The 19,398-nt window shown below is 64.1% G+C and carries 16 protein-coding genes; 1 reads left to right on the top strand and 15 read right to left on the bottom strand.

What is annotated here, in order from left to right; genetic code table 11:
* Nucleotides 1-60: 60 nt before the first annotated feature.
* The gene (locus PP263_RS19005; RefSeq protein ID WP_308365517.1) at nt 61-1,161 is read right to left on the bottom strand and encodes a sn-glycerol-3-phosphate ABC transporter ATP-binding protein UgpC; all 1,101 of its coding nucleotides are present in this window, start codon (nt 1,159-1,161) and stop codon (nt 61-63) included.
* Between the two features lie 241 nt (nt 1,162-1,402).
* On the opposite strand from PP263_RS19005, the gene PP263_RS19000 reads away from it, so the two are divergent.
* Nucleotides 1,403-2,701: a M20 family metallopeptidase gene (locus tag PP263_RS19000; RefSeq protein ID WP_308365516.1), complete on the top strand. Its 1,299-nt coding sequence runs from the start codon at nt 1,403-1,405 to the stop codon at nt 2,699-2,701.
* A 66-nt stretch (nt 2,702-2,767) separates the two neighbouring features.
* Here the strand turns inward: PP263_RS19000 and PP263_RS18995 are convergent, their stop codons facing one another.
* From PP263_RS18995 to PP263_RS18930, 14 genes are all read right to left on the bottom strand, one after another.
* Nucleotides 2,768-4,411, bottom strand: a complete 1,644-nt coding sequence (locus tag PP263_RS18995; protein WP_308365514.1) for a Glu/Leu/Phe/Val dehydrogenase dimerization domain-containing protein — start codon at nt 4,409-4,411, stop codon at nt 2,768-2,770.
* A gap of 48 nt (nt 4,412-4,459) precedes the next feature.
* Nucleotides 4,460-4,816 carry an Hpt domain-containing protein gene (locus PP263_RS18990; protein ID WP_308365512.1) on the bottom strand — a complete coding sequence of 119 codons (357 nt, stop codon included), beginning with the start codon at nt 4,814-4,816 and terminating at the stop codon, nt 4,460-4,462.
* A 14-nt stretch (nt 4,817-4,830) separates the two neighbouring features.
* Nucleotides 4,831-7,545 (bottom strand): response regulator, encoded by a 2,715-nt coding sequence (locus tag PP263_RS18985; RefSeq protein ID WP_308365511.1) that lies wholly within the window; start codon nt 7,543-7,545, stop codon nt 4,831-4,833.
* Nucleotides 7,546-7,968: 423 nt separating this feature from the next.
* Nucleotides 7,969-9,285, bottom strand: a complete 1,317-nt coding sequence (locus PP263_RS18980; protein ID WP_308365510.1) for a DEAD/DEAH box helicase — start codon at nt 9,283-9,285, stop codon at nt 7,969-7,971.
* Between the two features lie 291 nt (nt 9,286-9,576).
* Nucleotides 9,577-9,960, bottom strand: a complete 384-nt coding sequence (locus PP263_RS18975; RefSeq protein WP_308365509.1) for a TSUP family transporter — start codon at nt 9,958-9,960, stop codon at nt 9,577-9,579.
* Between the two features lie 108 nt (nt 9,961-10,068).
* On the bottom strand, nt 10,069-10,767 hold the full coding sequence (locus PP263_RS18970; RefSeq protein WP_308365508.1) for a response regulator: 699 nt from the start codon (nt 10,765-10,767) through the stop codon (nt 10,069-10,071).
* Nucleotides 10,764-12,464, bottom strand: coding sequence for a sensor histidine kinase (locus PP263_RS18965; protein ID WP_308365507.1), 1,701 nt, complete (start codon nt 12,462-12,464; stop codon nt 10,764-10,766). The genes PP263_RS18970 and PP263_RS18965 overlap by 4 nt, the downstream gene beginning before the upstream one ends.
* 76 nt (nt 12,465-12,540) lie before the next feature.
* Nucleotides 12,541-14,082 carry a tripartite tricarboxylate transporter permease gene (locus tag PP263_RS18960; protein ID WP_308365505.1) on the bottom strand — a complete coding sequence of 514 codons (1,542 nt, stop codon included), beginning with the start codon at nt 14,080-14,082 and terminating at the stop codon, nt 12,541-12,543.
* On the bottom strand, nt 14,082-14,534 hold the full coding sequence (locus tag PP263_RS18955) for a tripartite tricarboxylate transporter TctB family protein (RefSeq protein WP_308365503.1): 453 nt from the start codon (nt 14,532-14,534) through the stop codon (nt 14,082-14,084). The genes PP263_RS18960 and PP263_RS18955 overlap by 1 nt, the downstream gene beginning before the upstream one ends.
* Complete coding sequence (locus PP263_RS18950; RefSeq protein WP_308365501.1) at nt 14,534-15,520, bottom strand: tripartite tricarboxylate transporter substrate-binding protein; 987 nt, start codon at nt 15,518-15,520, stop codon at nt 14,534-14,536. The genes PP263_RS18955 and PP263_RS18950 overlap by 1 nt, the downstream gene beginning before the upstream one ends.
* A gap of 57 nt (nt 15,521-15,577) precedes the next feature.
* Complete coding sequence (locus tag PP263_RS18945; RefSeq protein WP_308365499.1) at nt 15,578-16,837, bottom strand: porin; 1,260 nt, start codon at nt 16,835-16,837, stop codon at nt 15,578-15,580.
* Nucleotides 16,838-17,168: 331 nt separating this feature from the next.
* A complete protein-coding gene (locus PP263_RS18940; protein WP_308365497.1) occupies nt 17,169-18,071 on the bottom strand; it encodes a carbon-nitrogen hydrolase in 903 nt (300 codons plus the stop codon).
* Entirely contained in the window at nt 18,068-19,114 is a 1,047-nt protein-coding gene (locus PP263_RS18935; protein ID WP_308365496.1) for an agmatine deiminase family protein, read from the bottom strand. The genes PP263_RS18940 and PP263_RS18935 overlap by 4 nt, the downstream gene beginning before the upstream one ends.
* A gap of 98 nt (nt 19,115-19,212) precedes the next feature.
* Nucleotides 19,213-19,356: a hypothetical protein gene (locus tag PP263_RS18930; protein ID WP_308365494.1), complete on the bottom strand. Its 144-nt coding sequence runs from the start codon at nt 19,354-19,356 to the stop codon at nt 19,213-19,215.
* Nucleotides 19,357-19,398 lie beyond the last annotated feature (42 nt).

Raw genomic sequence — 19,398 nt, 5'->3', positions numbered from 1 at the left:
ACCAATGTGCGTTGTAGCGACGTGGTTGTTCGCTTGCAAGCAAGCTCCTGGGAGTAATGGCTAGCACTGTGCCAGCTCCGGCGCGGGCTGAATCTCGCGAATGCGTCGCCGGCCCTCGGGGTCGAACAGATAGACAGCGGCGGGATCGAAAGCGAGTTCGAGCGAATCGCCCGCAGTAAGCGGTTGCAAACCCGGCAGCCGCGCGACCATCCGTTCGCGGCCGTCGCCCAGGTGCACCAGCATCTCCGCCCCCAGGCTTTCGACCATTTCGATCGCGGCCCGCAACCGGGGCCAGTGACGCGGCGCCTCCGCGGCGCGGCACAGTTTTTCCGGGCGGACCCCCAGCAGCAATTCCGCCGGCAGGCTTTCCAGGCCGTCGCATTCGAACCGGATCAGGGAGTTTTTCAGAGCGCGGCCGAGGTTCTGTACGGGGACGATATTCATCGGCGGCGAGCCCATAAAGCCGGCTACGAACACATTGTCGGGATCGCCGTAGAGTTCCATCGGCGTGCCCAGCTGCATCAGTTCCCCGCCGTTCAGCACGGCGATGCGGGAACCCAGGGTCATGGCTTCCACCTGGTCGTGGGTGACGTACACCGAGGTGGTGGCGAACTCCCGATGCAGGCGGGCGATATTGCCGCGGGTCTGCACCCGCAGCTCGGCGTCCAGGTTGGACAGAGGTTCGTCGAACAGGAAGACCTGCGGATCGCGCACCATGGCGCGACCCAGCGCCACTCGCTGACACTGGCCGCCGGAGAGCTGGCCCGGCTTGCGCCCGAGCAGTTCGCCGAGCCCCAGGGTCTCCGCCGCCCGCTCCACCTTGGACCTGATCAGGGATTCCGGCTGTTTGCGCACCCGCAGGCCGAAGGCCATATTTTCGAACACGCTCATATGCGGGTAGAGGGCGTAGTTCTGGAACACCATGGCCACGTCGCGATCTTTCGGCGGCAGTTCGTTGACCAGGCGGTCTCCGATCCACAGTTCGCCGGCAGTCACCGACTCCAGGCCGGCGATCATACGCAGGGTAGTGGACTTGCCGCAGCCGGAGGGGCCCACCAGCACCATAAATTCGCCGTCGCGGACCTGCAGGTCGAGCCCCGGCACCGCGGGTGGGCTGTCTCCGTAGCGTTTGACCACCCGCTTGAATTCAACGCCGGCCACGGCTGGACCTCGTGGGGGGAGCGGCGGGCGGGGTGGCTTCTCTCATCGGCTCAGGGCCTGTTAACACTAAATTCGACGGCCGCGACGGGGATCGTGGGCGGACAATATAAGGAAGAAAGCAGCAAAACCTCTGCGGGAGGGGCTGGACAATAATTGATCAACCCCGAAAGGTCAATTGCCGGACTGGCGTGAAAACTGCGTTAGAATCCAGCGACGATCACGAAAAACAAGGAACGCGACCGTGAAAAGAGTATTCCTGCCTTTCGCCCTGGGGACGGCCCTGCTGGGCGCCGGACCGGCGACAGCCGCCGACGCGGACCAGTTGCTGAACAAAACCGAATCCAAAGTCATCGAATGGCGCCGCCATATCCACCGCAACCCGGAACTGGGCAACCGCGAATTCGAGACCGCCAAGTACATCGCCAGCCACCTGAAATCCCTGGGCATGGAGGTGGAGACCGGCGTGGCCCACACCGGCGTGGTGGGCCTGCTCAAGGGCGGTAAACCCGGCCCCACGGTGGCCCTGCGCGCGGATATGGACGCGCTGCCGGTATCCGAGCGGGTGGACCTGCCCTTCGCCTCCAAGGTGAAGACCACCTACAACGACGAGGAAGTGGGCGTGATGCACGCCTGCGGCCACGACACCCACGTGGCCATGCTGATGGGCGCGGCGGAGGTGCTCACCGGCATGCGCGAGCAGTTGAATGGCAATGTGCTGTTCGTGTTCCAGCCCGCCGAGGAAGGCGCGCCGGACGGCGAGGAGGGTGGCGCCGAGCTGATGCTGAAAGAGGGGCTGTTCAAGAAATACAAGCCGGACGTGGCCTTCGGCCAGCATGTCACCTCCAACCTGCCCGCCGGCGTGATCGGTTACCGCACCGGCCCGCTGATGGCCAGCTCCGACGAGTTCCGCATCACCGTGCACGGCCGCCAGACCCACGGCTCCCGCCCCTGGGGTGGGGTGGACCCGATCACAACCGCCGCGCAGATCGTGCTCGGCACCCAGACCATCATCAGCCGCCAGATCGACATCACCAAGGAACCAGCCGTGGTGTCCTTTGGCAAGATCGACGGCGGGGTGCGCAACAACATCATTCCCGATTCGGTGTTTTTGAACGGCACCATCCGCAACTTCGATATGGACAACCGCCGGCAGATCTTCGAGAAGCTGCAGACCACGGTGAAGCATATCGCCGAGAGCGCCGGCGCCCGGGCGGAGGTGGAGATCCTCGAGGGCTACCCGGTCACCGTCAACGATCCGGCGCTGACTCAGGCGGTACTGCCGACCCTGCGAGCCGCCGCCGGTGAGAAGCGCGTAATCGAAGTGCCCAAGATCACCGGCGCCGAGGACTTCTCCTATTTCGCCAACGAGGTGCCCGGCTTCTACTACTTCCTGGGCGTAACCCCAGCGGGCGAAGATCCGGCCACCGCCGCCAGCAACCACTCACCGGAGTTCTATGTGGACGAGAGCGCGCTGAAGGTGGGCACCAGGGCGATCACCCAGCTGGCGCTGGACTATATGGACAACCACAAAACCCTGTAACCTCGGGATCATTATCAAGCGCGGGATAGTTGTTGCCCCTCTCCTTATTGAGCGCAGGCATTTCCTTCAGGGGAACAGCCCCCGCAACAGTTCCGCTTGTCTGACCCGGTCCAGCGCCTCGATGAGCGCGGCAGTGCGCATGTCGGTGCCTTCCTTTTCCGCCCGGGTCAGGGTACGGCGGAAGGCGTCGGTCATGATTGCGTGGAGCCGGGTATTGACCTCCTCCAGCGTCCACATGAAGTTCTGCATGCCCTGCACCCATTCAAAGTAGGAAACGGTGACGCCACCCGCGTTGGCGAGGATGTCCGGCAGCACGAAGATGCCCCTTTCGCGCAGTACATCGTCGGCTTCCAGAGTGGTGGGACCGTTGGCGCCCTCGGCGAGGATCTTGCAATCGATACGCTGCACATTGTCGATGGTGACCTGGTTCTGCAGGGCGGCCAGCGCCAGAATGTCGCAGGGCAGCTCCAGCAGTTCGCTGTTGCTGATGTGCTCGCCACGGGGGTAGTCCTCCAGAAAGCGGCGCCGCGCCACGTAGGCTTCCAGGTCGTCGATGTCGAGCCCTTCCGCATTGTGTACGGCAGTGCTCACATCGCTGACGGCGATCACCTTGACGCCGTTTTCCCGCAGGAAACGGGCGGTGTGGGCGCCGACGTTGCCAAAACCCTGGACCGTCGCGGTGCACTGCCTGAGATCGAGCCCGAGGTGGCGGGCGGCTTCGACGATGCAGTACACCAAGCCGCGGCCGGTGGCTTCGGTGCGCCCCTGGGAGCCGCCCAGCACCACCGGTTTACCGGTGACCACCGCGGGCACGGTGTAGCCGATGCGATGGCTGTAGGTATCCATGATCCAGGCCATCACCTGTTCGTTGGTGCCCATGTCGGGGGCGGGGATATCCATGTCCGGACCGATGATATCGATAAACGAGAGAGTGTAGCGCCGCGTCAGGCGCTGCAACTCGGAGCGCGACAGATCCAGTGGGTTGATGCGGATGCCACCCTTGGCGCCGCCGAAGGGCAGGCGCATCAGGGCGCACTTCCAGGTCATCCACATCGCCAGTGCCGCGACCTCGCCCAGATCCACCCCCTGGTGATAGCGGATGCCCCCCTTGGTGGGTCCCATGGCCAGCACGTGCTGCACCCGGTAGCCGAACACGGTTTCCACCTCGCCGTGCTCGTCGCGCCGGAACGGCAGGGCCGCCACCTGGGCCCGTTCCGGAAACAGCAGCCGCTGGCGCACGTTGTCATCGAGTTCGACGATGTAGGCGGCCTTGAGGAACTGCTGTTGGGCGAGGTGGAACATGCCGGAGGCCCACTCCGCGCCGCGGGCCCGCATCCGCTCCACCGCGTAGCGGATCGAGCGCACCAGCCCGACCCGGCCGATGCGGTCCTTGATCAGGTAATCCTGGGCACCGCCCTCCACCGCCTTCGACGCCAGGGTGACGTCGTCAAATCCCGTCTGGATGACGATGGCCGTGTCCGGCGCCCGACTGCGCAGACGGAAGAATGTTTCGTGGGCCTCGCTGTCCGGCAGCAGGAGATCGAGCAGCACCACGTCGAACGACTGCCGGTCGAGACTCTCGAACGCGGCCGACAAGCGGTCGACGGAGGTAACGTCGAAGGGGGGAGATTGGCTGCCGGCGAGCAGTTTTTCGATCAGGCGCCGGTAAACCGGATTATCTTCCACCAGTAATACCCTGAGCGGGCGCATGTCCAAGGTTCGTTCCTCCCGTGTCGGGCCCGGCCGGCTGTCGCGGGGTCAGTTGGCCGGGGGCGTATCGTTTTGCAGGTGATTCCTGAGCTCGCTGCACAGGCGACCCACTTCCTCTTCCAGCTTAGCCAGGGCCCGGTCCGCGCCCTGGAAGTTGGCATCGCGGCCCATCTTTTCCAGATCAAATGCGGCGGCGGTGGCGGCATCGGCGTGAAACACGCGAACCGCGCCCTTCAGGCTGTGGGCGGAGCGGCGCAATTCGGCGGCGTGCTCCCACTCCACCGCGTTGCGGACGGCATCCGTCATGGCGTAGGCTTCGGCGAGGAAGACCTCCGCCAGATCGCGCAGGATTTCCTCGTCGCCGTCCAGGTCGGCCAGCGCTTTTTGCCATTCGAAAGTGCTCATGGTGCGCTCCTGTTTCACTGTGGTCCCCCCGGTCCGGGCCCTTCCGGTGAGCCGGCGGCGCCGGGCATCACCCTGGCGATTTCCTCCTCCAATACCCGGATCCGCAGCGGCTTGGCGACGTAGCCGTCCATGCCCGCCGCCAGGCAGCGCTCCCGGTCTCCCGCCAGGGCATGGGCGGTCATGGCGATGATGGGAACGTGGCTGTCCGTATCCTGTTCCCTTGCGCGGATCTCGCGGGTGGCGTTCAGTCCGTCCATTTCGGGCATTTCCACATCCATAAGGATCAGGTCGAAACCGCCGGATTCCCAGGCGGTCACGGCCTGTCGGCCGTCGTCCACCAGGATTACCCGGTGACCCCGTTTGCCAAGGCTCTTGCTGGCGACAGCCTGGTTGACCTTGTTGTCCTCGGCCACCAGGATACTCAGCGACCGGAGGGCAGGGGCAGGGGGTTCCGCATCGGTCGGGGCTGCCTCGGGCTCCTCCCGCTCCGCCAGCCCCATGACCTCGACGATGGCATTCAACAGGGCCGACTGGCGCACCGGCTTGGTGAGCCAGACTGCTACCTGTCCGTCGGCGTCCAGGTAGCGGCCGCCGCCGGTGTCGGCGGAGGACAGCAGGATAATCCCGGGCAGGTGGGGCAGGCCGAGTTGGCCGATGCGACGTGCCAGTTCGACGCCGTCCATTTCCGGCATCCGCAGATCACTGACCACCAGTGCGAAGTCCTCGCCGGCCCGGCGCAGTACCTCCAGGGCCTCTTCGCCGTCGGCCACCGCCGTGGGCGCCATTTGCCAGCTTTGCAGCATCTCTTCGAGAACTATGCGGTTGGTGTGGTTGTCGTCGACCACCAGCACCCGCAGGCCGTGCAGGTGCCGCGGCTCCCGCTCGATACCGCTGTCCGCACGGTCCGCCGCCAGCCGGAAAGGCAGGCTGAAATGGAAAGTGGCCCCCTTGCCCTCCTCGCTTTCCAGGGCGATCTCGCCGCCCATCAGTTGGACGAGTTGGGCCGCTATGCTGAGGCCGAGACCGCTGCCGCCGTAGCGCCGTGAGACGCCGACACCGGCCTGCTCGAAGACTTCGAAAATGGTTTTCTGGAATTCCCGGGGGATGCCCGGCCCGGTATCGCGCACGGTAAAGCGGAGCCGCACCGCCTCGCTGTCCTGGGACTCGACGGCAATGTCCACGACCACTTCGCCGTGCTCGGTGAATTTGATGGCATTGGCCACCAGGTTCAGCAGCACCTGCCGCAACCGACCCGGATCGCCCAGCAACCGGTCCGGCACCTCGGGCGGTATGTGGTAGACCAGCTCCAGCTCCTTGTTGGCGGCCTTCACTGCCAGGGTTTGCAGCATATCCACCAGGGTGTCGCGCAGCCCGAAGGGCATGGACTCCAGCTCGATCTTGCCGGCTTCGATCTTGGAGAAATCCAGGATCTCGTTGATGACCCGCAGCAGGGAGTCCGCCGACTGGTCGATGACCCGCAGGTAATCGCGCTGTTGGGGCGTCAGATTGGTGTCCATCAGCAGTTCGCCCATGCCGATGATACCGTTCATGGGGGTGCGGATTTCATGGCTCATGTTGGCCAGAAACTGGCTCTTGGCCTGCGTCGCCGCCTCCGCCTGTTCCTTGGCGGTTTTCAGGTTGTCCCCCATTTCGAGCAGATCGATGGTCTGCTGTTCGAGCCGCTGGTTGGCGGACCGGAGGTCGGCCGTGCGCTCTTTAACGAGTTGCTCCACCCGGCTGGTCTGTCGCATCAGCAGCATCAGGTAGGCGACGATCAGAGCGGTGCTCAGCAGACCTACGGCGAGGGCGATATGGGGGGCCCGGATCCAGGCGGGGTCGAAGGGTTCCAGCGCATTTACCTCAACCAGCCAGGGATGGCCCGCAACGGTCAGCAGACGGGTATAGCTGAGCAATCCCTGACGGTCTATTGGGGCGGTTTCTTGGGGAACACGCCTGTACACCGGGACTGACGGGGAGCCACTGGCGTCCAGGAGTATGATCTCGAACTCCCAGTTGGGAAGGTAGGCCAATGCCCTCTCGACAATCTTGTCGAGGCGCAGAATGGCGACGACGAACCCGGCCAGGTCCTGTCGGCGTTCGTCCACGGAATCCGGGGCGGAACGTCTCCCGTAAATGGGCAGGACGGCCAGGATGCGCTGTGTTGCCGTGTCTTTCATGCCGGGCAAGGCGAGCGGGGGCGTTGTCGCAGGCCTGCCGGTATCACGGGCTCGGACCATGGCCTGGCGAACCAGCGGCAGGGATGCCAGGTCCAGGCCCAGCAAGCCCCTGAAGTCCGGCTGCGCGGCTTCCAGAAAGAATACCGGAAAGTGGGACTGAAGCCCGTTTGGCGAGGTGTCGTTTTCCCGGGGGGGGGCCTGCCAGATACGGTACTGGTCATTCAGTTCCTGCCGGCCGAGCGTTTCATGGGCTGCCCGCCCGTCCACCTCCGTTCTGGGGGCCCAAAACACCGACTCCAGACTGGGAAAGGAATCGATAAAGGGGACGGCGAAATCGGTGAATTCGTGCCGTTCGACCAGCTCCGATGCCCGGTAGAAAGCCCCGAAAAATTCGAGAATGGTGAGACGGGTTTCGAAACTGCGGCCGATGTCGTCGATAAGTACCTCGCTGGCCAGCTCGAACCGAGTCCGTGCAATGGTCTGCTCAGCGGTATAGAGCCAGTACCAGACCCCGAAGGTGAGCAGCAGGCAGAGCAGGCCCACTGCCAGCACGGCCCACTCCCTCGGGCGCAGGCCGAGCGGCGCCCGGTGGCCTCGCCCGTTCTTTGACCTGGGGGATCTTCGATCATTGCCGGCATCGACCATGTGGGCCTCACACAGGGCGTTGCTTCCCTATCACTGAGCGTGATAAAGGGCATACAACCTGTTAACGAGGATAGCTGATTTTCTCAGTGTACACGCCCTGCGAGAGGGACCTGGAGCAGGCTCTGGAATGTGTCTGAACAGTACTGTATGAAGCGGCCCTCGCGATCGGATTTTGCCAATCGCGCAGCATGGGCCGCCCCTACAACTTGCTTTTGTCGTTCCGGCGCAGGAAAGTCATGCCGGACTTGATCCGGTACCGGAATACCGGCTTGCGCCGGTACGACGAGTCAGTATGAGCTTGATTCGAGACAGAGTATCTGCAATGGGTTCTTATGCGGATTCCGTGCGTGCCGGCCGCCTTCTGCGCCGTTGCGGACGCTGTGCATCGCCGCGCGGCTGCTGCCCGTCGCGTCGCTGCCCGTTATTGCCGTTCCCACGCCCCGGTCCGGCGCCCTGCCTGCCTCGCCCGCCGTCACCGTGGCCGCGGTTTGCCGCGCCGGAAGCCGGCAGCGAGTGACCCGGCTCAAAACCATCGATCTCTTCCCGCGGAATCGGTTTCTTGATCAGCCGCTCGATATCCTTCAACTGCTTGATTTCATCCGCGCTCACCAGGGATACCGCCTGCCCTTGAGCGCCGGCGCGACCGGTGCGGCCGATGCGGTGCACATAGTCCTCCGGCACATTGGGCAAATCGAAATTCACCACCTGGGGCAACTGGTCGATATCGATACCGCGCGCGGCGATATCCGTGGCCACCAGTATCTGCACCTTGCCAGCCTTGAAATCCGCCAGAGCCTTGGTGCGCTGGTTCTGGCTCTTATTGCCGTGGATCGCCGCGGCGCGGATACGGTCCGCCTCCAGCTGTTTGACCAGTTTGTTGGCACCGTGCTTGGTGCGGCTGAACACCAGCGCCTGGTGCCAGCCGTTCTCGCGGATCAGGTGGCTGAGCAGCGCCGTCTTGCGGGTCTTGTCCACCGGGTGCAGCTTCTGCTGCACGGTTTCCGTGGCGGTGTTGCGCGGGCTCACATCGATCTCCACCGGGTCCTTTACCAGGCCCTTGGCCAGTTGGCGGATTTCCGGGGAAAAGGTCGCAGAGAACATCAGGTTCTGGCGGTTTTTCGGCAGGCGCGCGAGGATCTTTTTGATATCGTGGATAAAGCCCATATCCAGCATGCGATCGGCTTCATCCAGTACCAGCACTTCCAGCTTTTCAAAATTGATCGCGCGCTGGTTGTACAGATCCAGCAGGCGACCCGGCGTAGCAACCAACAGATCCACACCGCCGCGCAGCTTCATCATCTGCGGATTGATCTTCACTCCGCCGAATACCACCGCCGAACGCAGCGGCAGGAACTTGCCGTAACTCTGCACATTGTCGTGCACCTGGGCCGCCAGCTCGCGGGTGGGGGTCAGCACCAGGGCGCGCACTTCGTTATTGCGCGCCGGCTTGCCGCCCTTCAGTCGGTGCAGCAGCGGCAGGGTAAAACCGGCGGTCTTGCCGGTACCGGTCTGCGCCGCCGCCATCACGTCGCCGCCGCGCATTACCACGGGGATGGCCTGGGCCTGGATAGGCGTGGGTTTGTCGTAGCCCTGTTCAGCTACCGCACGGGCCAGCTCCGGAGCCAGCCCTAAATCTTCAAATAACATATAAAGTTTTCCCAACCGCCCGAGGGCAGCAGTGTAAATTTCGCAGGGGTCAATTTGCCGCTGTCGTAACATGCCGGCGCAGCTTGACTGCACGGGCCCGGTGCGGCATTCAGTAGGGGAATTCAGAGGAAGCTCGGAAGAGTTCCGGAAAGGTGCCGACGGCTCGCCGGCCTACAGATGACGCAGCTGGCGTTGCCACCAGCCGCGGCACTATAACACACCTGCAGTGACTGGGTAGTTTTATTTCCCGGCAGGGGGGCAGGCCTCTATTAAGCCTCTGCTCAAGCGAACTTAAACCAGCCCATTGAAGAACAGAAAATAAATCGCAATAAATCCCAAAACCGCCGGAATCACGAAGGACAGTATGCTGGCATTAATAAATTGAACGGCCACCGTCCCCGCCACAGCACCGGCAAAAGCGGAAAAAATCAGCGGCCGGTTTTCCTTCAGGTTTATTTTCTTTTTTCTCACCAACATAAATGTCGAAGTAGCGGTACCCATACTGCCCTGAAGCTTGTTTGTTCCCAGGGCGGCCAATGGCGGCACACCGCTCATCATCAGGGCCGGTATTGCGATCAGCCCGCCGCCTCCCGCAAGGGTATCCAGAAAACCGGCGACTACCGCGACAATAAAAAGAAAGGAAAGCAGTTCGACGGAGTAAGAGATAACTTCCAAGTGTGTTCCCACTGTACAGCGTAAATCCCGGGCGTCTATGTTAGCGCATCGTTAGCGCACCTGCTGTTACTGGTGCTGCCGAGCCTCTGGTCCTTCCTTGAGACCGGGCTAGCCGGGCACCGGCCGGTAGCGGCGCTCGGGCCGGCCGATGCTGCCGTAGGCGTGGTCGGCCTCCAGTTCATGGCGCTGCAACAGGTACTCCAGGTAGCGACGGGCGGTGGAACGGCTGACACCGGCGCGCTGGCCGACTTCTTGGGCACTGAGGAAGTCCCGCGGCGATTCGGCCAGCGCTTCGCGCAGCCGGGACAGGGTGAGGGCATCGATGCCCTTGGGCAGGCGTGCCTGCCTGGGGGCGACGGCCTCCCCCGAATCTCCCTCCCGGGAAAACAGGGCGTCGGCGACGGACTGGGTCACCGACGGCGCCTGGCGCAGGCGGTGTTGGCGTTGCAGGAAGGTATTCAAGGCACGATCCAGGCGCTGCAACAGCACCGGCTTGACCAGGAAATCGAAGGCTCCCAGTTGCAGCGCACGCTCCAGGGACGCCACCTCGGAGGCGGCGGTGATCATCATGACCTCGCAGCCGTGGCCGGCGGCGCGCAGCTCCGCCAGCAGGTCCAGGCCGCTGCCGTCGGGCAGGTAGACGTCCAGCAACAGCAAATCCGGCTGGTATCGCTCGAGCAGCGCGCGACCGCCGGCCAGATCCCCCACCACGGCGGTGACCCGGAAATCGTTGCCGCGCTGCAGGTACTCCGCCAACAGGCTGGCCACCTCACTTTCGTCTTCGACGATCACCACCGAATAGGTCATGGCGCTGTCTCCTCATCCTCCGGCGGGCGGGGCAGGTAAACGGTGAAGCGGGCGCCGCCCAGGTCCGCCTGGCCCACTTCCAGGGTGCCCCCGAGGGCGCTCACGTGGGTTTTCACCAGGTAGAGCCCGACCCCGTGCTCGCGCCCGGATTTGGAGGAGTAGTCCGGGCGGAACAGGGTTTCGAGCCGCTCCGGGTGCAGACCGGTGCCGCTGTCCTCCACGTCGAAGACCAGACTATCCCCCAAGTCGTCGAAGGTTACCCGTACCCGGGGTGGCCGTTGCGGCCCGCTGCGCGCCGCCTCTATGGCATTGTCGATCAGGTTGCCGAGAATGGACACCAGACGGTCCAGCAGGACCTCGGGCAAAATCCCCTCCAGGGTGCTCTCCTCGGCCACCTCGAACACCACGCCCTGCTCCTTGGCCTTGTGGTATTTGCCCAGCAGCAGCCCCGCCAGCAGCGGCTCGCCGGCGCTTTCCAGCAGTTGGTTGACCACCGCCTGGTGCCCCCGGCTCTCCAGGCCGATCAGATCCACCGCCTTGTCGTAGGCGCCCATTTGGACCAGGGCACCCAGGGTATTGAGCTTGTTGGAGTAGTCGTGGGTCTGTACCCGCAACAGTTCGGCGAACGCCTCCACCTGGGCCAGTTGCCGGCTCACCTGGGCCACCTCGTCCTTGGGGCGGAAGCTGAGGAAGAGGCCGCGCACCGTCCCGGCCACCCGCAGCGGCCGGCGGAACAGCACCAGTTCCTGGTCGGCGGCGAAAACCTCCACGCCGTCCAGCACCTGCTCCCCATTCTCGAGCAGGAACTCCGCCTGATCGGGGAACAGGTCGCGCAGGTGCAGGCCGCCCGCCGCGGGCGCCTTCACCCCCAACAGCTCCCGCGCCCGGCGGTTGCTCTTCTGCACCCAGCCCTCCGGGTCCAGGGCGACGATACCCGAGCGCACCGTATCGAGAATGGCGTTCTGTTCGGCGAACAGGCGGGCGATTTCGTGAGGTTGCCAGCCGAACAAGGCAGCGCGCAGCCGACGGGCCATCCACAGGGAGGCCAGCACGCCCACCAGCAGTACCGCCAGCACCGCGGGCAGCCACTGCAGGTAGCGGCCGGCGAGCACGGATTCCACCGAGCGGTCGAGAAAGCCCACGGACACCAGGCCGATTACCCTGCCCTCGGCATCGCGCACCGGCGCCTTGCCGCGCACCGAAAAGCCCAGGGAACCCCGGGCAGAGGAAATAATGGAACGGCCGGCGAGCACTTCCTGGCTGTCGCCACCCTGCATGGTCTTGCCCAGGCGGTCGGGCTTCGGGTGAGCCAGGCGCCGCAGCCGGGTATCGCCAACGACGATAAAGTCTGCATCCGTCTGCCGCCGCAACCCTTCGATGAAACCCGCCAGGGCGTCGCCCCGGCCGGACCCCACCCCGGCCTCCAGCGCCTCGCGCACCTGCGGCAACTCCGCCACCAGCCGCGCCAGGTTCAGCGCCTTGCGCCCGGCCTCCTCGCGCACGCTGCGCTCGAGCAGGTATTGACCGGCGCCGGCAAAGAGCAGCACCTGCAGCAGGCTGAACACCAGTACCCAGAGGATCAGCCGGGACTCCAGCCGCTGGATGCGCCAAGGTCCCATGCCGGCGATCGCGGTTGGGAGATTTCTGAAAAACACCATATTGCCCCTGGGCGGGCCGGAAGCGGATATCTGCTGCATTCTACCCCCTGCTCAATATTTGCGCAGCGGCGTTATTATGGCCTTTGGTGTAGGGTGCAATTTCAGAGACCGCCCTTCAGGCATTCCCCGTAAAATCGCCGGCCGGCTCGTCCGGCACCGTGCCCGCCATCATGCGGCGACGCAGGATAGGGCCGACGATATACGGCAGGACCAACCCCGCGATAGCGAAGGTCCACAGGCTGATGGCCAGGCCGCTGCTCCACAGCACCGTCCAGTCGCCGTCGGAGATCTCCAGGGCATGTCCCAGGTTCTTTTCCATCTCCGGCCCCAACAGCAGGCCGAGGATAATGGGCACCAAGGGGATCTCCAGCTTGCGGAACACATAGCCGGCCACCCCGAAGGCCACCATGAAGTACAGGTCGAAGGTGGTGTTGCTGATCGAGTAGATGCCGACGAAGGCGACCATGGTCACGATCGGCAGCAAGTACATCGGCGGTACCGACAGCAACCGGACGAAGATGCCCACCAGCGGGATATTGAGCACCAGCAACAGGAAGTTGCCGATCAGCAGCGCCGCGATCACGCCCCACACGATATCCGCATTCTGGGTGAACATCTGCGGCCCCGGTGTAATGTTCAAGGAGACCAATAGCGCCAACAGCACGGCGGTGGTCCCGCTGCCCGGCACGCCGAGCGTCAGCATGGGCACCAGGGCCCCGCTGGAGGCCCCATTGTTGCCCGCTTCGGGAGCGGCGACACCACGCGGGTCGCCCTCGCCGAAGTTGCCCTTGCGCCCCAGCACCCGCTTCTCCAGGGTATAACTGATGAAACTGCCCAATGAGGCGCCCGCGCCCGGCAGCACCCCGGCGATGAAGCCAAGAACCCCACCGCGGATACTCGAGGGCATGATCTCGCGGATGTCCTTCCACGACAGCTTCAGCTTGTTGACGACCATCTTCGCCTTGCCGCCGCCGGCCCGCTCCTCGATGAAGAACAGCAGCTCGGAGATCGCGAACAGGCCGACGATGGCGATGATGAAGTCCACCCCCTCGTAGAGTTCCAGGATTCCGAAGGTGAAGCGCTGGACGCCGGTGTTATCGATGCCGACGGTGGCGATCATCAGGCCGATGGCCGCGGCGACCACCGTCTTCATGGGATTCTTGCCGGTGATCCCGCCCAGGGTGGCGAAGGCCAGCAGGAAGAGCGCGAAATACTCCGCCGGGCCGAAGGTTAGCGCGAACCTGGCCAACAGCGGCGCCAGCAGAATCAAGCCGACCGTAGCGATCAGGCTGCCGATGAACGAGGCGACCGCGGAGATCGCCAGGGCCTCGGCGGCCTTGCCCTTGAGCGCCATGGGATAACCGTCCAGACAGGTCATCATGGCCGGCTCATCACCGGGGATGTTCAACAGGATCGAGGAAATGCGTCCGCCATACATGGCACCGGCATAGACCGCGGTGAGCATGATCAGCGCCGTCTCCGGCGCCAGGCCCAGGCTGAACGCCAGCGGAATCAGGATCGCCACGCCATTGGCCGGCCCCAGCCCCGGAAGCCCCCCGATCAGGGTGCCGAGGAAGGCCCCCAGCAGGGCGAACATCAGGTTGTGCGGGGCCAGCGCCACGCCGAACCCGTCGATCAGAAAGCCCATGGTTTCCATCAGCTCACCTCCAGGAACTCGAGCAGACCCAACGGCAGCGACAGGTCGAGCGCGAAATTGAACAGCAGGAACACCACCACGCCGGCGGCGGCTCCGGCGACGTACGACCTGGCCGGACGCGCCCCCATGCGCCAGCACAGCGTGCCTACCGCCAGGGTGGTACTGAGGATGAAGCCCAACGGCTGCAGCAGCATGGCGTAGAGCACCAGCACCACCACGGCGATGATCAGCTCCAGCCCGGTGCGGCTCCACGGCCAGGCGTTATCCGGATCGGGGCGCACGACCATATACAGGCTCGAAAGCGCCAGTACCACGGCCAATAGCCTGGGAAAGGTATCGGGACCGACGGCTTCGCTCCCGCCGAAGGGCTCCGGGAATTGACTGGCGCCCCAGCCGTACGCGACGGCCAGGACGATCATCAGGACTCCGAAGATGCGGTCGTTGAAGGTCATTACCGAATCAACCCTATGTCTTTGGACAGGTCTTCAATGGATTGAATCTGCGACTTGACGAAGTTCTCGAACTGGCCGGCGCTCATGTGGAAGGGCATCAAGCCGTTCCGGGTCATGATGCCCTGCCACTCCTCGCTGTCGTAGACGGTATCCATGGCATCGATCCAATACTGCTTGGCCTCATCCGAGACATCCGCCGGCATGTAGAAACCACGCCAGTTGGGGCCCAGCGCATCGATCCCCTGCTCGCGGGCGGTGGGGATGTCGGAGAAATCGCCGGGCAGGCGTTTTTCGGAGAGTACGGCCAGCACACGCAAATCGCCGGATTTCATGAAGCCCTGGGCCTCGGAGATATCGCCGGTAAAGGCATCCACATGGCCGCCGATCACCTGGGTCATGGCCTCACCACCGTTGTTGTACGACAGGTAGGGGATACGCGGCAGCTTCTCGACCCCAGCCGCCTGAGCGGCGATCAGCACCTTGAGGTGGTCCCAGCCACCCTTGGCGCTACCACCGGCAAACTTGACGCTGCGCGGGTCTTTCTTGAGCGCCTCCATCAGTGCCGGCAGATCCCGGTACTTGGAATCCCTCGACACAGCGATGATCCCGTAATCGGCTCCCACGGCGCCGATCCAGTTGACCATGTCGGCGTTCATCCCGTGGAACTGCCCCTGGGCAAGACGCGTGGTGGTCGCGGTGGAGGCGGCGACCAGCAGTTGCTCGTCACCGGCCCGCTTGCTCACCGTGTGGGCATAGGCGACCCCGCCACCGGCCCCCGCCATGTTGATGGTCTGGACATTGCGCGGCACCAGATGGAGATCCTCGAGCACCTTGCCAATACTGCGACACGTGAAATCCCAGCCGCCACCGGGATCGGCGGGCGCCAGACATTCGACCTTGCCCTGCGGCTCAAAGGCCATGGCCATGCTGGAAACCAGTGTCAGAGCCGCAGCGGCGAACAGCTTGAGTGGCATTCTTATCGGCATGGTTGTTTTCCCCTTAATGGTCCTTGCCGGACTTGGAAATGAAATCATGGCTGCCTCCTAGAACAGATACTGGGCGCGCAGCACCAGGGAATTGCCATCGCGCTCCTCGCCCACCAGCGCGAATGCGCCGGGGCCGCTGACCCGGGAGCGCACCAGGTTGAGCGCGAATTTGATGCTGGGGTCGTAGTAGTAGGAAACGCCCAGGGTGTGGGTGGTGACGTCGGTACCCTGGGTGGCACTGCTGGCGTTCACCCGCGAACTGCGGGTCGCCACCTCCCAGGCATTGCGCACTCCGGCGGGCTGCTTGAAGACGCCCTGACCCGCGCTGTATTCCCGGGTCTCGCCGGTGAGGAAGTGGCTCAGGGTCAGGGAGTAGCCGTCGAAGTCCTCTCCATCCAGCGGCGATGCACTGTCGGTGGTATTCAATTCGCGGCGGGCGTATTCCGCCTGCAACAGCGTGCCCTGCCACTGGGCCGCCAGTTCCAGGCCCTGCTGGGTCAGGTGATCCACTGCCACGGGGGTGCCGCCAGCGGCGTAATCCACCAGCCGCACCGGCGTCTCGCGCACCTCGCCCCTGGCCCAGGCGGGACTCAGCTCATCGCCGGACATTTCCCGGTAGGAGCCCCAGAGTCCCAGGTGCAGCACCCGACCCGGATCGCGCCAGGGCGCCCAGGTCAGGCGGCCGCTGCCGGCGTAGTCGAGGTCTTCGTAGTCGTCCTCGCCGCTGCCGCCGAAGGCGTCGTTCTTGTATACGCCGAAGGCATAGCGCAGGCCGCTGGAAGGGAAATACTGGTAGGCAGAGGCGCCCCAGCGGAAATAGGGGGACACGGTGTTTGCCAGACTGTTGCGCTCGATCATCACCAGGTACTTGCTGCTGGACAGGGCCTCCAGTGAGATATCCTCGCGCAGCTTGCCGAGCTGGATTGTGGGGCCGCCATCGAAGCCGCTGTAGCGCAGCCGCGCCATAACGATCTCCGCCTCTTCGGCGAAGTCCATCAGCAGCTTGTAGTCCCAGTCGCCCTGCTCGGATTCGATATACGCCCGCACCCGCCGGGGGAAGAGGTTGGAACCGGTACGGCCCTCGTTAGTGGCGTTATAGGCGCCGTCGAATTGGTTGTAATCCAATTGCACGCGGCCGCCTATTTCCAGGTTTTCCCAGAACGAGGACACGGCTTCGCCCTGGACGGGTAGTTCGGCCTTGCTATTGAATTCACTGTTTTGGTTGAGCTGGTTCTGGTTATCGTCGCTGCCTTGCGCACCGCTGGCCAGCCACAGGCCGGCACAGACCAGCCCCACGGAGGTGGAGATTCTCATCATATTCGCCTTTTTATAGTTTTAGGTGTACGCGCCGCAGCGCGCCGGTCAGCTGGCGGAAGCTACTTGCACCGGCTATCCGGATAGCAGAAGTTAACCCCCAACCGCGGGGTCGGAAATGTAAAGGCGATATTGATCGTTTTGTTCATATTGATCACGGGGCCCAAGACAGAGCCCCTATTCGCTAGCGGTCTCTGGTGTTCAGGCAAGGCCTTCTACACCGACACCAGGACAGTGACCGCTTGCTGGTTCGATACAGATATCCGGTTGTGGCGCTGGCAGCAGTTGCAAAGGCTCGGCACCCTCGCTGTCTGCCCCTACGCCCGCAAACCGATTAATCGCGATAGCGCTTGGTCAGATCCCCATAGGCCTCGATCCGCCGGTCGCGCAGGAAGGGCCACCAGCGCCGCACATTCTCGCTGCGCGCCAGATCCACATCCGCCACCAGCACTTGCGCGCTCTCGTCGGCGGTCGCGATAAATTCGCCCTGGGGACCGGCGACAAAGCTGTGGCCCCAGAACTGCGAACCCTGGGTCTGCGTCGATGGGTCCGCCTCGAAACCGACCCGGTTGGCCACCAGCACCGGCAGGCCGTTGGCCACTGCGTGGGCGCGCTGGATGGTGATCCAGGCATCGCGCTGCCGCGCCTGTTCGGCCGCGTCATCCACCGGATTCCAGCCGATGGCGGTGGGGTAGAGCAGCAGGTCGGCGCCCGCCAGTGCCATCATGCGCGCCGCCTCCGGGTACCACTGGTCCCAACACACCAGCAGGCCGAGCTTGCCGACGCTGGTCTCGATCGGCTGGAAGCCCAGGTCGCCGGGGGTGAAATAAAACTTCTCGTAGTAGCCCGGGTCATCCGGAATATGCATCTTGCGGTAAATGCCCGCGATACTGCCATCCCGCTCCAGCACCACCGCGGTGTTGTGGTACAGGCCCGCCGCGCGCCGCTCGAACAGGGAGGTGACGAGCACTATACCCAGCTCCCTCGCCAGCGCGCCGAACTGCTCGGTGGACGGGCCGGGAATCGGCTCGGCCAAATCGAACAGGTCCGTGCTCTCGTGTTGGCAGAAATACAGGCTGGTGTGCAGCTCCTGCAGCAGCACCAGCTGCGCGCCGCGCGCGGCGGCCTCGCGGATACCGGCGATGGTCGCCTGCACCGTCTGCTCGCGGTTGTCGGAACAGGCCTGCTGCACCAGGCCGACGCGCAGGATTTTCTGGTTCGGTTTTTTTGAGGTCATAGTACCTCCGGGATTTGCGGTATTTGCCCACTCGGTATCTGCATCGTCACACAGTGCAGGCTGCCGTACTGTTCGATCAGCGCGCGGCAGTCGATCCCGATCACTTCACGGCCCGGGAAGCAGGGGCGCAGGCGCGCCAGGGCCTCCTCGTCATTGTTGTCACCATACACGGGCACCAGCACCGCGCCGTTGATAATCAGAAAGTTTGCATAGCCCGCCGGCAGGCGCCCGCCGTCCTCGTCGTAAATCGGCGCCGGCAGCGGCAGCGGCACCAGCTTGTAGGGCTGGTCGTCCGCACGGCGGAAAGCGGCCAGCTCAGCGGCCATGACCTGCAGGTCCGCGAAATGCGCATCATCCCGATTCTCGCAGGCCTGGTAGGCGATGGTTTCGGCATCGCAAAAGCGGGCAATGGTGTCGATGTGGCCGTCGGTGTCGTCGCCGAGCAGGTCCCCGTGGCGCAGCCAGAGCACTCGCTCCACCCCAAACAGCGGCTTGAGGAAATCCTCTATCTGCGCCTTGTTCAAGTGCGGATTGCGGGTGGGCGCCAGCAGGCAGCGCTCGGTGGTCAGCAGGGTGCCGGCGCCATCCACCTCGATGGCACCGCCCTCCAGCACGAAATCCAGTGTTTCGACTTCCGCCGCCAGCGCGCCCTGCTCCGCCAGCTTGCGCGTGACCTGGTTGTCGCGACCGGCCGCGAACTTGCCGCCCCAGCCGTTGAACACGAAATCCAGGTGCCGCGGGTGCCCGCCGCGGAACACGGTGATGGGCCCGTGATCCCGCACCCACACATCGTCGCTCTCCACCTGGTACACCTGCAGGCGCTCCGGCCGGGCCCCGGCCAGCACCAGGCGGTCGCGCAGAAGGGCCGGCTCCAAGCCGTAGTTGATATGCACATTCTGGTAGCGGCTGATGGTCGCGGCTATCTCCACGAAGCAGCGCTCCACCGCAGCAAAGTGCCGCGCGAAGTCACCGTCGGCGCGCGGCCAGGTCAGCATCACTGCCGATTGCGGCGCCCATTCGGGCGGGAGGAATGATGGGCTCATATAAAGGCTCACCGGGAATAACTCAGGGTGCTGGATTCTAACCGCTTTGCGTACCCTTTGCCTGCTAGTGTTGTAGGAGCCTGCTCGCAGGCGAACAGCTATGGAGCCTCGCCCATTTCGCCCAGGCCTTTGAAGCGGGAGACCTGGATTTTGCCCTTTTCATTTGCAGCAGCGATGTGGTCGAGGATGCCCTGTTTTTCCGCTTCGTCCAGCGCGTAGTAGACGTCCTTGTCGATATCCACACGGAACAGCGGCGTTATGACGGCGCGGCTACGAATCAGCCC

Source organism: Microbulbifer sp. TB1203 (assembly GCF_030997045.1).
Classification (GTDB): Bacteria; Pseudomonadota; Gammaproteobacteria; order Pseudomonadales; family Cellvibrionaceae; genus Microbulbifer.
Note: the sequence above shows the minus strand (reverse complement) of the source record. Positions and strands in the feature narration are given on the sequence as shown.